Source organism: Undibacterium parvum, from assembly GCF_003955735.1.
Classification (GTDB): domain Bacteria; phylum Pseudomonadota; class Gammaproteobacteria; order Burkholderiales; family Burkholderiaceae_D; genus Undibacterium; species Undibacterium parvum.
Genome location: NZ_CP034464.1, coordinates 993,593 through 1,007,676, shown reverse-complemented (window position 1 = coordinate 1,007,676; position 14,084 = coordinate 993,593). Strand labels below are relative to the sequence as shown.

Sequence of the window (14,084 nt, the reverse complement as noted above, 5' to 3'; positions counted from 1 at the left end):
TACCTGGTTTGCCCACGTATTTATTGGGCGATAAAAACATACAGGTGGGGGTATCTATAAGGCCCAGTGGCAAGGCGTCACGGACGGGTGGCGATTTCTAGTGCGCTGAGCCAGTTGATGGCATAGCTACGGTCTTCGCCGCACATTTCAAACGAGGCCTGTAAACCTGAGCAGCAGGCCGGGCGTTCGGGCTGGCCAAAGATGGCGCAGCGTAAATCCTCCATCAGTTGCACGCAGGGCACGCCAGCCGGTTTGCCGTTCGGCATGCCGGGGATAGGGCTGGTGATGGAGGGCGCGATACAGCAGGCGGCACAAAGGGGGCGACAGGATAGGGCTTTACTCATGCCGCTATTTTAACTGAGTGTGGCAAGCCACTCTAAAATGCTGCATGACAGATTTTTTTTCGTGCTATCTTTACTACAAAGCTGGCCTTACTATTTATCATAAAGAGGGTGAGAACTTGTTCCAGTTAAGATCAAAATCCGCTTCCCTGTCTTTGACGCGTGCCAGTAGCCTTGGTTTCGTGCTTGCCTTGGGCTTTATCCTTCTGGGAATTGCTCTTGGCTATACCCCGCTTCAGTATCTCAATTGGATTAACCTGGCCTTACACGCTTCGCTAGAAATGGCTGGCGCTGCCTTCGCTTTACTCACCGCCTATTTTTTACTGCGTTTCGATAGCCAGGAATTGAGCGCATCGGCTTATCGCTCAGTGATCGCCTGCGGCTTGATCGTGATGGGGCTGCTCGATGGCGCGCATGCGATGTCATCGCCCGGAGCTTCCTTCGTTTGGCTGCATACCGCGGCGACCTTGTTTTCCGGTATTGCCTTCGCCTTAGTGTTGTTGCCGGTACGCTTACAGACGCGACTAGCGCGGCCGCTTTGGGCTGCGGCCCTCAGCTTGGGCTTGATCTTGATTAGTCTGATCAAGCCCGATTGGATGCCAGTCATGCTCATACAAGGGAAATTTAGCCACACATTTGTTTTGCTCAATGTGTTGGGCGGCAGCTTTATGTTATTCGCGGCCTACCGGTTGATACGCAGTTTTCAGAAAACCGCGATCCCGACCGAACTGTTATTTGGACTGCAAACTAGTCTATTTGGTGCGTCTAGCTTATTTTTAAGCGACTCTAGTTTATGGAATTATTTCTGGTGGCAGTCGCACTTTTTTCGCTTGTTAGCTCATGCCGTTGCCCTGTTATTGTTAGTGAGCATAGCGCAGAGAGTGAGGCAGCAAGTCTTACAACGCCTGCAGCAAAGCGCGCTGGAAAATCAATTGATCGCTGCCAATGCCGAGATACAAGTGGCTAAGCGTACCGCAGCCTTGACGCAAAACTATCAAAACCTGGTACTGGCATTGCCTTTGGGTTTGTTGGTACTGGAGCTGCCGAATTTGGCGGATAGCCATAGTTTGCGCATCAGCGATCTCAATCCTGCCGCTGAACTGCAATTGAAAATAAGCGCTACCATCCTGCGCGGAAAAGTTTTTGTCGAGGCCTTTCCTGGCTTGCTGGAGTCCGATTTACCGCAGCGCTATGCGCAGGTGATACGCCTGCAATTGGCTGATGATATCGGTCGTATCGTGTATGGAGATCAGCGTTTGGCGGAGGCTGTGTATTCGATTAAGGCCTTTCCTTTGCATGGACAAAAAGTCGGCATCGTCTTTGAAGATGTGTCGGCAGAATATAAAGCCCAGCGCATCAAGGAAGAGTTTGTCAGTATCGTGAGCCATGAACTGCGCACGCCTTTGACCTCGATTCGCGGCGCGATAGGTTTAGTCTTGGGCGGCGTGCTGGGTGATGTTGCGGCGCAAGCGCGGCCTATATTGGAGATCGCGCAGCAAAATTGTGAGCGCCTGACTATCCTGATCAATGATTTGCTGGACATGGAAAAAATCCAATCTGGGAAAATGGAATTTGAGTTTGCCAACTTCGCGATCGATACCATCGTTGAACAGGCGCTGTTGGCCAATCGTCAGTATGCGGAACAATTTTCCATCAACTTACGCTTTGAGAATACGCTGGATGTGGCCTACGTAAATGTTGATAAAAATCGTCTCATCCAGGTCATCGCAAATTTGTTGTCGAATGCTGTGAAGTTTTCACCCAGCGGTGCGGAAGTGCAGGTGCGCCTGAGTCGGGTCGGCGCTGAGGTGTTACTCGAGGTGATCGATCATGGCAATGGCATACCAGATAATTTTAAGGAAATGATATTCGAAAAATTCAGTCAGGCCGAAGCGCCAGGTGTGCGCAAAAAAGGCGGCGCTGGCTTGGGCTTGAGTATCGCAAAAAGCATGATAGAAAAAATGGGCGGCAGCATAGGCTATGCATCAAAAGAAGGGCTGGGGGCTTGCTTCTTTATCCGCCTGCCAGAAGTGGCGCAGAGTGTCAGCGCCACGCCCCCGATCTGATACTGTCGAGCTTGCGTTTAGGCCGTTGCAGCGTCTACTAAAACTTCTGGCGCGGCTGGCTCTTCCTTGTGATGAAAGGGCGCAAACCAGCACACCAGGAAAGACGGGATGGTGGCCAGCATCACAAACACGAAGTAGCTGGTGTAGCCCAGTAGTTGCTGCAAATGGCCGCTGATGACGCCGGTGAGCATCATGCAAAGACCCATCAAGCCGGTGCCGAAGGCGTAGTGGGTGGTGGTGTATTTGCCCGGTGCCAGTTGCTGCATCAGATAAATCATAAAGCCGACTCCGCCAAAGCCGAAGAAAAATTTCTCTATCGCGACCCCGGCGGTGATGACGAGTAAGTTGCTCGGCTGGTAGATGCTGAGTAGCAGAAACGTGATGTTGGGCAGATTCACTGCGCAGCACAGCAGAAACAGCGAAGGCTGCAAGCCGCGCCGCGCCAGAAATACGCCGCCCAAGAGTGAACCCGCCAGCACCGCGATCAAGCCATACGTGCCGTAAATAATGCCCAGCAATTCATTGGATAAACCGAGGCCACCTTTGGCGACCGGATCAACCATGAAGAAGGGGCCGATTTTTTCCAGAAAGCCTATGCTGAGGCGAAACAGAAAGGCGAACGCGATCATCAGCCAGACATCGCGCTTTTGAAAAAACGTCTTAAACGAATCGGACATGATGTACCAGACCGCGCTGGCGCTGGTCGGGGTATTTTCAGCTTTTGCTCCATCGGGCATCACGCGCATATGCCAGAACGCCATCAATACCGTGACCGCTGCCACAATAAAAAACACGATACGCCAGGCATCTACCCATTCTGGCCCGAATACTTGGGGATCATGGTGGAAAACTTCTGAGTGCAGCTTGCCGCTCAGGTAGACCAGGCCACCGGAGGCGATAATCGGGCCGATGTTCCAGCTCAAGCCCTGAATGCCGCAATACAGTGATTGTGTTTTGCTATCGAGCGAGGTGACGTACACACCGTCGGAGGCGATGTCCTGGGTTGCGCCCAGAAACGACAGTCCCCAAAACAGCAGCATCAGTACCGGCATGTAATTTGGCAATGACATCGCCAAGGCAACCCCGAAAAAGCCCAGCCCGACCAGCACTTGCGCGCAGATCACGAAAAATTTCTTGGTTTTGTACATCTCTACAAAGGGCGCGAACAAGGGCTTGATGGTGTAGGCGAGTATCAGGTAGCTGGCGTATTCGGCCGCCTTGCCATTGTCCATGCCCATATTCTTGAACATGATGGCGGTGACACTGGTGAGCGTCATATAAGTTAAGGCCATGGTGAAATAGCCGGTCGGCACCCAGAATAAGGGGGATATTTTTTTGCTTGTCTCTTGCATGTCAGCTTTCTTTTTTAGCTTGATCACTTGAGCGAGATCTGCCGTTCGCGAAAGCTAGGCGGCTCAGGTCTGCTCAAATTTTAATTCGTAGTCTTTGCTACAAATATAGGTAAAACATCAGTATGAGCGCTCTGCGGTGCTCTATATCCCGGTCTAAAACTGGCTACGAAAGTGTTCTTGAAAATACTTTTGAAAACGCTTGAAAAGGTTTTCATAAAACAGAATAGCATGAACAAAGGCGCCCCATCATTCTTTTTTTGCGCGTATGTTGCCTTATGCTTCAGCTTGTTTGCCTAGTAATTGTTGTTGATAGCGGGCGCAAAATTGCGCTATCAGGGCGCGGTGTGTGGGCAGATTATCCAATGCGCGTCGCGCCATCTGCTCTATCATCTGAAACTCCTGGCGCGCCTCTTCCATACGTGGATAGGCGAGCGCGTTGGCATGCAGTGCCGTCTTAAATTCCATCCCGTACAGCACATATTGCCAGCTAGACGGCGGATACATTTCCAGATCGGTGATGAAGTCCAGTCTATGCGGCGGACGGCAGCGCCACATCGCCAGTTTCTCTTGCAAGCTCTCTGGGATGCTGCGTGACTCTGTATTGTCTAGCCAAAATTGGCTGTCCTTGCGCTGACTAATGCAATAGTGCATCTTGACGAAATCGACTATCCGTTCATACCTGTCCTTCATCATGCTATTGAATAGTTTGGCCACCGGAGCGGTGTTGCCATCGTGCGGAAACAAGTAACTTAGCAAATACACGGCCGTTTCTATCAGGCCGATGCCGGAGGCTTCCAGCGGTTCCAGAAAACCGCCTGACAGGCCGATCGCCACGCAGTTTTTTATCCAGTGGACTTCGCGATAACCGACCTTTAGCTTGAGCATGCGTGGCGTTAACTGCGCATTGTCAGGGCCAAGATGGTCACGTAAATAATCTCGCAATACCTGCTCAGCCCGGACGTCATCAGTGTGGCGGCTGGAGTACACATGGCCGACGCCGCGCCGCTGTTGCAAGCCTATATCCCAGATCCAGCCAGCTTCTTGTGCGGTAGCGATGGTGTACGAGGATATGGGGGTATCGCTGGCTGGGTAAGGCACTTGCACTGCCAGCGCGCGATCAACAAACAGAACCTCGTCCACTGCGGTAAACGCTGAGCCCAAGGCCTGGCCGATCAGGCGCGCCCGAAAGCCGCTGCAGTCTACGTACAGGTCGGCCGTGAGGCGCTCTGTTGTATGCGTGATGACGGCAGCAATCGCACCATCCTCCGCCAGTTGAACTTGCTCTATGGTGGCTGAAATATGCTGCACACCGAGAGATTTCGCGTGGGTTTCCAGTAGTTTGGCAAACAGGCTGGCGTCGAAATGGTAGGCGTAATTCATTGGCCCCAGAAAGTCGCCGTCTTCGTTGCGTTTCGGTGCGTGTGAGGCATCGGCGATGCGTTTTTGCATGGTGGCCGCTTGCGCAAAGGGCGTGTGATTGCCCGCAGCACCTAGTAACCAGTAAGGCAGCAATTCTGGTCCACCCTGGCGCTGACTGGGCTGGCTAAATGGATGGAAGTAATGATCAATGCCAGCGCTGCCTTTGGGGCGTACCCAGTCGACAAACTTAATCCCTTGTTTAAAGCTGGCATTGCATTCTTTGACAAAGCGCGCTTCGTCTATGCCTATGGCTGCCAGTGTGCCGCGTATCGAAGGGAAGCTGCCTTCGCCGACGCCAATAATGCCGATCTCGGGCGACTCTACCACGCTGATGCTTAGCGTTTTACTCGACGCCACCCCTAAGGATTTGGCCAGAAAGGCGGCCGTAAGCCAGCCGGCAGTACCACCTCCTACAATCAAGATGCTTGAAATCGGTTTCATTTTGCTCTCATTTTTAGTTTTTTAATCATGGTTTGTCGAAATTTTGAGTGGTGAAATCGCAACAAGAGTCAATAATACGCCAAAAATTATGAAAATTGCGCGTTTTAAATTTGCACACAAGCTGATTTGCCCCTATTATGAAATCGGTTTCAAGATAATTGAAATCGTTTTCAAATATAATATAAACAAAGCTGGGATACCGGCAATGAAATTAACGAGACAGGAGACGTATGAACGTTCGCACAACGCAGCCCAGTAAGATGTTGGGCTCCCCTATTCAATTGGCTATCCTTACTTTGATCGCCAGCATCCACACGGCGCATGCGCAAGAACAGTCGCCAGCCCCAGCGCAGGTAAAAGCAGCCGGTGAATCCACGGCTATCGCCGAAGTGATCGTCACAGGTACTAAGCGTGCCACGTCCCTGCAAAGAACTCCGGTCGCCATTACCGCGCTCAATGCCGCAGCACTCGATGACGCGCATGTACAGACGATACAAGACGTAGTGAATCTGGTGCCGGGTTTTTCCGCTACGGCGCAGGGTGATCATGGCGTCATCACCATGACCATGCGCGGTGTCGGTAACGATAGCGCCAAGACCGAATACGCCGATCCTGAAGTCGCCACTTTTATCAATGGTATTTATTCACCACGTCCGGAAGGCGCAACTTCCCTGCTGTTTGATCTGGAAGGCATAGAAGTCTTACGCGGACCACAAGGTACGCTGTGGGGTCGTAACGCCACGGTTGGTGCCGTGAACATGCAGACCGCAAAACCTATCATAGGTGAAACTTCCGGCAATATTGAAGGTGGTATGGGTAACTATAACCGCCTCGGTGTGCGCGGCGCCTTCAATGTGCCTGTCAGCGACACCATGGCTTTGCGTTTTGCGTATATCAATGAAAAGCACGATGGCTATGTTGATTATCAAACATTGCCAAGTATTTCTATCGCCAGTCAGCAAGCAGCGTATGCGGCATCCAACAAAGGGAGCCTGGTCGGTTTTCAGACCATGAACCCGAATCTCTTCGTTGCCAATGGCCCTAAGTATGGCGCGCAAGATCAGAGTGCGGCCCGTATTAGCATGTTGTGGAAACCGACTGCGGCAATTAACTGGAATCTGTCTTACGAAAAGTACACAGACCGTGGCACGCCGGGTATGAATCTGATGCAAACACCGCGCGATGGTCAAAAATTATGGTCGGCTTTGATCGATACCGCGCCCGCGGTTGAGCGTAATTCGGATGCGCTACGCAGCCGTTTAGATTTCGCCATCAATGACGGTATGGCTATGGCGTACATCGCCGGTTACTCAAAATTTAGCGGTTCATCCCGTTATGACCAGGATGGTGGTGCAGCGGTACCGACTAGTTTCACCACGGGTGGTGTGCATCAGGAAAACAATACGGTTTCGTCTAACTATGTCAACTACAGCCATGAGCTGGAATTGCAATCGACAGGTAAGCGCGACGTAGACTGGTTGCTTGGTTTGTACTATGCGGCCGAGACCAATGACATCCGTTTTGATATCCCTATCATGAATGGTACCCAGCAAGGTAGCGTCGGCTGGCAAGGGAGTTTCATTCAACCTAAAGAAACCGTAGAATCCTCAGCCGCATTTGGCCAGGCTACCTGGAACGCGACAGAAAGCCTGCATTTTACCGGTGGCTTGCGTTACACCAAAGACACCCGCACCAATGTCGGTGGTAACGGCTACACCTGGAACTATGACGCCAGCGTGCCGCAGACCCCGCTCAATGCTCACATCGATCCGACTAAACCGGGTCAGGGCTATAGCCCAAGTAAGCCTTCTAACGATGGTACTTACACCGGTGACAAAGTAACTGGTCTGGCGCGCATTAGTTACGACTTAAATAAAGACAATATGATGTATGCCAGCTACTCGACCGGTTACAAGTCGGGTGGGCTGCAAGATGGCGGCAGAACCTACGGCGCAGAAACGCTGACTAACTATGAAATCGGTAGTAAGCACACTTTGTTTGGTGGCACAGTTAAAATTAATAATGCATTCTTCTACGAAGACTTCAAGGATTTCCAGTTCAGTGCACCTGTGACCAATCCTGATGGCTCGCATACTCTGGCAACGAATAATGCCGAAGGTGCCAAGATTGCCGGTTTCGAAACCGAGATCGCCGCCAAGCTGACTAAGGACGACAAGATACAAATGTCGCTGGCATACACGCCTAAGGCAACGCTGGGTAAATTGATCGGTGGCTCTAACGATTACGCCTTACCAAAATGCGTCGCCGATCCGACTATCAGCACCTGTGTCGATGTGACCGGTTTCACCATGCCGCATGTACCGAAAATACAAGCGCAGTTTCAGTATCAACATGTATTCCACATGGGCGATGCGACCATCACACCGCGCATCAGCGTGCATTACGAATCTGAAAGTGGCTTGAGCGTGTTTAGCGATCATTTCGGCGCTCCCGATAAACAAGAAGCTTATGCCCGTACCGATCTGGGGCTGCGCTATGCGGCGGGCAGATTTTATATCGACGCCTTTGTACGTAATGTCAGCGATAACGCGATTAAGACCAGTGCGCAAAATGGCTTCTCGAATGGCAATGGTACTCAGGTTTGGCAATCGCAATTCCTGGCGCCACGTACCTTCGGCTTCAACGCAGGCATGGATTTCTAATTGAAACGGGGTCATGGAAAAAACGCTTAGGCGTGGTTTTGCAACTGTCCCGAAATCTGATGCACATCGCGTAAGCGGCACGCAATTTGCCGTATAATCCGCGGCGAGAACCAGCCCCCTGTCGTCACTGATAGGGGGCTTTTTGTTGGCCCTTCCCGATAAAGAGATGATGAATACTACCGAGATTTTTTTGATCGCGATGACGCTGATCTTTAGCGTGCCCTATTTGATCTGGCGTCTGGGGAATACCGATTATTGGGCACCGCTAGTGGTGGTGCAAATTATTGCCGGCATTGTTCTGGGGCCGGGCGTGCTCGGTGCAGTCTTTCCGGATTATTATCGCTTCGTCTTTAATCCTCAGGTGATAGGCGCGCTCAATGGCATCGCCTGGTGGGCGGTGATGGTATTTGTGATGATCGCCGGCGTCGAGCTAGACCTCAAAAAAATGTGGGAGTACCGGCGCGAGAGCGGCATCACCGCCAGCCTGGCTTTGGGCGTGCCTATGGTATTTGGCAGTGCTGCCGCGCTATTTTTACTCTGGCATAGCTCAGCCTGGATGGGGCCAAAGGCGCAGGGTTGGCAGTTTGTGCTGGGTGTAGGGATGTCCTGTGCGGTGACGGCATTACCCATTTTGATTTTATTGATGGAGAAACTGGCTATTTTGCGCCAGCCCATAGGTCAACGCATCTTGCGTTACGCCAGCCTAGATGATGTTGCGATCTGGGGCGTGCTGGCGCTGATTTTGCTCGATTGGGACAGAGTAGGGCGGCAATTGTTGTTTCTGTTTGGCTTTGCTATCGCCAGTTACCTATTCCGCCGCTTGATGCGCAAGATACCTGAGCGCGATCGCTGGTACGCCGCCTTTATCTGGCTGTCGGCCTGCTCGTATTTTGCCGACTGGTCTGGCCTGCATTTTATGGTCGGGGCATTTTTGGCTGGGATGGTGATGGACGGCGCCTGGTTTGATCAGGACGATATGGATAAGCTGCGCCATTTTGTCTTGATGATGCTGATGCCTGTATTCTTTCTCAGTACCGGCCTGCGTACCAACTGGCAGTTGGGCGGTGTCGCCGTATTTGGGGCCGGCTTGTTGTTGTTACTGGTATCTGTCGGTGGCAAAATGGCAGGCATACATGCGGCCGGAAAAATCCTTAAATGGGAGCAGGGCGAGGCCTCCATCATAGGCTGGCTACTGCAGACTAAGGCTCTGATCATGATTATCTTCGCCAATGTGCTGCTCGATAAAAACATCATCACCAATCAGACCTTCACCGCCTTGCTGGTGATGGCCGTACTCAGCACCATGTTAACGGTGCCGGTGGTTGCGCCGAAACTGCAGAAAATGAAGCAACTGATTTTTAGAACGAGTTAGATTGGTACAAGTCAGCGCAACGCAGAGTATAAAAAAACACGGAACAGCGATTTGCGTTGTTCCGTGTTTTTTATCGTGAATTAATCCTGGGTTTTATTTTGAATCCTAACGTCGCGGCTGTCTTGGTCCTAGAAAGCGCGCTGGGTTTAGTCGTGCTGCCACTTGATCGTGGATAAAATCACGATACCAGAGTGCGCTGTTTTTTAAGGTGCGCTCTTGCGTTTCGTAATCGACATAGACCAGACCAAAGCGTTTGGCGTAGCCGGAGTTCCACTCGAAATTATCCAGCAGGCTCCAATAGAAATAGCCTTGCACATTGACGCCCTGTGCGATGGCGTTGTGCAGCGCTTTCAGATGCAGGCGCACATACTCTATGCGCGCTGCGTCATCGATTTTGCCGTCCTGTATGGTGTCAGCCACGGCCATGCCGTTCTCGGTGATGTAGATAGGTGGTAGATCGGTATATTCGCGATTTAACTGCAGCAGCAGGTCAGTTAATCCATCCGGATAAATTTCCCAGCCCATGTCGCTAAAGCCGAGTTTTCCTTCTGGTTTTTTGGCAGGGACTTCGGTACTGATATACGAGCGGAAATAATAATTCACCCCCAGAAAATCGATAGGCTGGCGTATCTCGGCCATGTCATTGTCTGCCACATGGAATTGACTCATGTCCATGCGGTCCAGCGCTTTTTGCGGGTAGCTGCCTTTGAAGATGGGATCCATGAACCATTGCACCGAGCGCGCATATTCCCATTCGGCCTCGGCCTGGTCTTGCGCAGAGTCGGTCGCTGGCATTGCCGTCCATTGATTGAGTACGATACCCAGTTTGGCGCTGCTATTGACGGCACGCATGGCCTGCATCGCCCATCCGTGCGAGAGTAATAAGTGGTGGGATACTTGTATCGCTAAGGCGGTGTCGGCTATGCCTGGGGCAAACTGTGCATTGCCGTAGCCCAGATTCGCGGTACACCAGGGTTCATTATGGGTGGCGATCGTGGCGACCCGGTTGCCAAAGCGGCGCGCTACTTCGGCGGCATATTCGGCGAAATGCTTAGGCGTATCGCGGCTGAGCCAGCCACCCTGATCTTGCAAACCTTGCGGTAAATCCCAGTGATACAGGGTGACGTGAGCGGTGATATTTTTTTCTGCTAGTTTGTCTAAGAGTTTGGAATAAAACTCAAAACCTTGTTCATTCCATGCACCATAACCTAGCGGCTGCACCCGTGACCAGGAGATAGAAAACCGATAGGCATCAACGCTGAGGCTGGCGATCAGGTCCACATCTTCTGCATACTTATGGTAGTGGTCGCAGGCGACATCACCGGTGCTGCCATCAATGATTTTTCCGGGTGTGTGGGTGAAAGTATCCCAGATCGACGGCCCGCGGCCATCGACAGCGGCGGCACCTTCGATTTGGTAGGCGCTGGTAGCGACGCCCCAGATAAAGGAAGAAGAGAATGCAGGCTTGGAATTATTATTTGACATAGTCATGTAGCAGATCTTTTAAATGCATGGAGAGTCGCGCAAGGAAATGGCGGATGGAATGCGTTCACTAATTGGTGCTAATCGGTACTAAGCGATGGCGCTAACAGCTGGCGCTAGCGGCGATGCTATTTCAGGAAATGGTGTCAACATGCATAGTCTCCGGATGGGTGGTTTTTATAAATCTGTTTTATGAAATCGTTTTCATATTTTACTGGAATTACTTACCTGGTCAAGAAAATTCCTAGGGAAATTTCTCTTTTTATTACTTACTCTCAAAATTCCCTGCGATTTTTGGGCTGCCAGAAAGTTCTTGTCGCTTATTTTTAACAAAAAATGCAGTTTCATCTAAAAATGTAATGAAATCGTTTTCTTGGATTGGTTTGGATATTCGCTTTCGATCTGTGGTCTAGCTTAAGTGTGTGCAGGGCGTGCTCGCTACACTTAAACAAGCAAGCCCCGACCAGCGATCATCGATATGTCGTAAACGCCTCTATTCAACGATATAATTAAATCAGCAAACACGCCTTCTGCGCTATGGGTGTGGGAATAGGCGCAATTGCGTGCGAATGCGAATAATGATTTATGTTATTCTGTCATTGAAAAGGTTTTCAACAGCAATGTTTTATGTATAGGACTTACGCAAAATTGCTCCGGCTAGGCGCACCACCGAAGAAAGTACTTTAGTACGGCAAGGTGAATGCAACGACGCTGGGGCTGTTTTGCGTAAGTTCTAATCTAGCTAACGTTCGGAAGGCATGCAGTGATCGACAATGAATTGAATCAAGCTCCAGTGACTTTACTCGATGTGGCGCGGGTAGCCGGGGTCTCGCCAAGCACGGTATCACGCATCTTAAACGGCACCGCCAAGGTATCGGCCGATAAGCGTAAGGCGGTAGAGACCGCGATCGCCGAGATGCACTTCGAACCGAATCAACTCGCTCAGAGTCTCAAGAGTGGCAAATCGATGACCATAGGCATCGTGGTGCAGGATATTTCCAGCCCGTTTTTTGCCGAGACCTTGCGCGGCGTCGATGATGGCCTGAAAGCTACCGGTTATGCCTCGGTGATCGTTAGCGGCCACTGGAATGCGCAAGAAGAAGCTGACCGAATTAAATTGCTGTTGGCACGCAAGGTCGATGGCTTGATCCTGCTCTCCGGTCATATCGCCGATCAGGATGTGCTGCGCTTTGCCAAGCAAAGACCGATCGTTGCCACCGGGCGCGCGCTCAGCAGCGACAGCGCGATCGGCTTTAAACTCGATAATGAATACGGTGCCATGCTGGCGGTGCGCCATTTGATCGAGCTAGGCCACCGCCGTATCGCCTTCGTGGCCGGTCCTTCAGATAATCCGGATGCCGATGAACGTCTGGCAGGCTACCGGCGCGCCTTGCTGGAAGCCGATATTGAGTTTGATCCCAAACTGGTGGCCGAGAGTGATCTGCATGAAGCCAGCGGCTTATTGGCAATCAATCGCCTGATAGAAAGTCAGCAGCAATTTAGTGCCGTGTTCGCGGTCAATGATCAGAGCGCCTACGGTGTCCGTTTAAGCCTGTACCGTAAGGGCATACGGGTGCCGGATGATATCTCGCTAATCGCCTTCGATGATTTGCCAACCTCGCTCTACACCACGCCGCCACTGACCACCATACGCCAACCTCTGTACGACATGGGGCTCGCCGCCAGCAGCGCCTTGCTGGGTCTGATCAGCGGCACAGCTGTCGATATCATGCTACCGGCCTTAGAACTGGTAGTGCGAGAAACCACACGTCGGTTTCGTTAATCGCGACAAACTGCTCCACAATTAAAATAAAATAGTGCATGCCTCAAGGCGCATATTCCATGCGGCTTTGCGGCCAGTGTGCCTGAAGAAGCGCATGGAATATGCGCGTTGGCAGGGTGCTTGAATCAAGCAGCAATGTGCGAGGCTATCACCTATGCATGTTGAGTTTGCAAATTTGAGCTGGCAACAATGATCAAAGAAATGGAGAGCGCATGAAAAAACTCAATGGAAAGTTTGCCTTAGTCACTGGCGCCAGTCGCGGTGTCGGGCGTGGCATCGCCCTAGGTTTGGGAGAGGCTGGTGCCACCGTGTATATCACGGGACGCAGCAGCGATGATAGCCTGCAAGCCGAAGCGCTTTCAGGAAATTTACAAGATACCGCTCGTCAGATTGAGGCTTTAGGTGGCACAGCGATTTGCATACTTTGTGATCATCGTAATGATGCCGAAACCAAGGCTGTCTTCGAGCAGATAGCGCAACAGGCAGGGCGATTGGATATTTTGGTCAATGCGGCATGGGCTGGCTACGAACAGGTATTTAGCCCAGATGATTTTACTTGGGCGAATAAATTTTGGGAGCAACCGATTACTACTTGGGATGCCATGTTTCAGGTGGGCTTGCGCTCTAGCTTTGTCGCTTCGCAATATGCGGCGCGCATGATGCTCAAAGCAAATAGCGGGTTGATCGTCAATGTCTCGTATTGGGCGGCTCAAAGATACATGGGCAATGTTCCCTATGGTGTGAATAAGGCGGCGATGGATCGCTTGACCAAGGATTGCGCTCTCGAATTACAAGAGCATCAGATCGCGGTCGTTTCACTCTATCCTGGTTTGGTCAGAACCGAGCGGGTACTGCGAGGGGCCGAATTTTTTGATATGAGCAATTCAGAGTCTGAGCAATTTTCTGGACGCGCTGTCGCCGCGCTCGCCACCGATCCGGGCTTAATGCAGCGTTCTGGAACTGTGCAAGTTTCAGCCCAGCTTGCTGAGGAATTTGGCTTTGTTGATATCGATGGATATAGCCCTAAGCCTTTAACCAAAGAGAGTGCGATTTAGCTGCGCTTGCCCACGTCTACGCCAGAGCTAGCGGTTATTGCGGCTGTGTAATTGGGCAATGACTTAGTCTGGCGTAGATTTCAAAATCAACCCTGCCACTGCGCATATTC

General features: G+C 51.5%; 9 protein-coding genes. 5 read left to right on the top strand and 4 right to left on the bottom strand.

The window, feature by feature from the left end:
- Positions 1-77: 77 nt before the first annotated feature.
- Positions 78-344, bottom strand: coding sequence for a YkgJ family cysteine cluster protein (locus tag EJN92_RS04285; protein WP_126126680.1), 267 nt, complete (start codon positions 342-344; stop codon positions 78-80).
- 116 nt (positions 345-460) lie between these two features.
- On the opposite strand from EJN92_RS04285, the gene EJN92_RS04280 reads away from it, so the two are divergent.
- Positions 461-2,407, top strand: coding sequence for an ATP-binding protein (locus tag EJN92_RS04280; protein ID WP_170174868.1), 1,947 nt, complete (start codon positions 461-463; stop codon positions 2,405-2,407).
- 17 nt (positions 2,408-2,424) lie between these two features.
- Here EJN92_RS04280 and EJN92_RS04275 read toward each other — a convergent pair whose 3' ends face one another.
- Together EJN92_RS04275 and EJN92_RS04270 are read right to left on the bottom strand one after the other, a co-directional pair.
- Positions 2,425-3,759 (bottom strand): MFS transporter, encoded by a 1,335-nt coding sequence (locus EJN92_RS04275; protein ID WP_126126678.1) that lies wholly within the window; start codon positions 3,757-3,759, stop codon positions 2,425-2,427.
- A gap of 273 nt (positions 3,760-4,032) precedes the next feature.
- Complete coding sequence (locus EJN92_RS04270; RefSeq protein ID WP_126126677.1) at positions 4,033-5,619, bottom strand: tryptophan halogenase family protein; 1,587 nt, start codon at positions 5,617-5,619, stop codon at positions 4,033-4,035.
- A 230-nt stretch (positions 5,620-5,849) separates the two neighbouring features.
- Between EJN92_RS04270 and EJN92_RS04265 the strand changes: the two genes are divergently transcribed.
- Entirely contained in the window at positions 5,850-8,282 is a 2,433-nt protein-coding gene (locus EJN92_RS04265) for a TonB-dependent receptor (RefSeq protein ID WP_126126676.1), read from the top strand.
- A gap of 169 nt (positions 8,283-8,451) precedes the next feature.
- Positions 8,452-9,654 carry a cation:proton antiporter gene (locus EJN92_RS04260; protein ID WP_126129768.1) on the top strand — a complete coding sequence of 401 codons (1,203 nt, stop codon included), beginning with the start codon at positions 8,452-8,454 and terminating at the stop codon, positions 9,652-9,654.
- A gap of 105 nt (positions 9,655-9,759) precedes the next feature.
- On the opposite strand, the gene EJN92_RS04255 is transcribed toward EJN92_RS04260, so the two are convergent.
- Positions 9,760-11,145: a GH1 family beta-glucosidase gene (locus tag EJN92_RS04255; RefSeq protein WP_126126675.1), complete on the bottom strand. Its 1,386-nt coding sequence runs from the start codon at positions 11,143-11,145 to the stop codon at positions 9,760-9,762.
- A gap of 754 nt (positions 11,146-11,899) precedes the next feature.
- Here EJN92_RS04255 and EJN92_RS04250 point away from each other — a divergent pair.
- Positions 11,900-12,919, top strand: coding sequence for a LacI family DNA-binding transcriptional regulator (locus EJN92_RS04250; protein WP_227869703.1), 1,020 nt, complete (start codon positions 11,900-11,902; stop codon positions 12,917-12,919).
- A 212-nt stretch (positions 12,920-13,131) separates the two neighbouring features.
- A complete protein-coding gene (locus EJN92_RS04245) occupies positions 13,132-13,974 on the top strand; it encodes an SDR family NAD(P)-dependent oxidoreductase (protein ID WP_126126674.1) in 843 nt (280 codons plus the stop codon).
- Positions 13,975-14,084 lie beyond the last annotated feature (110 nt).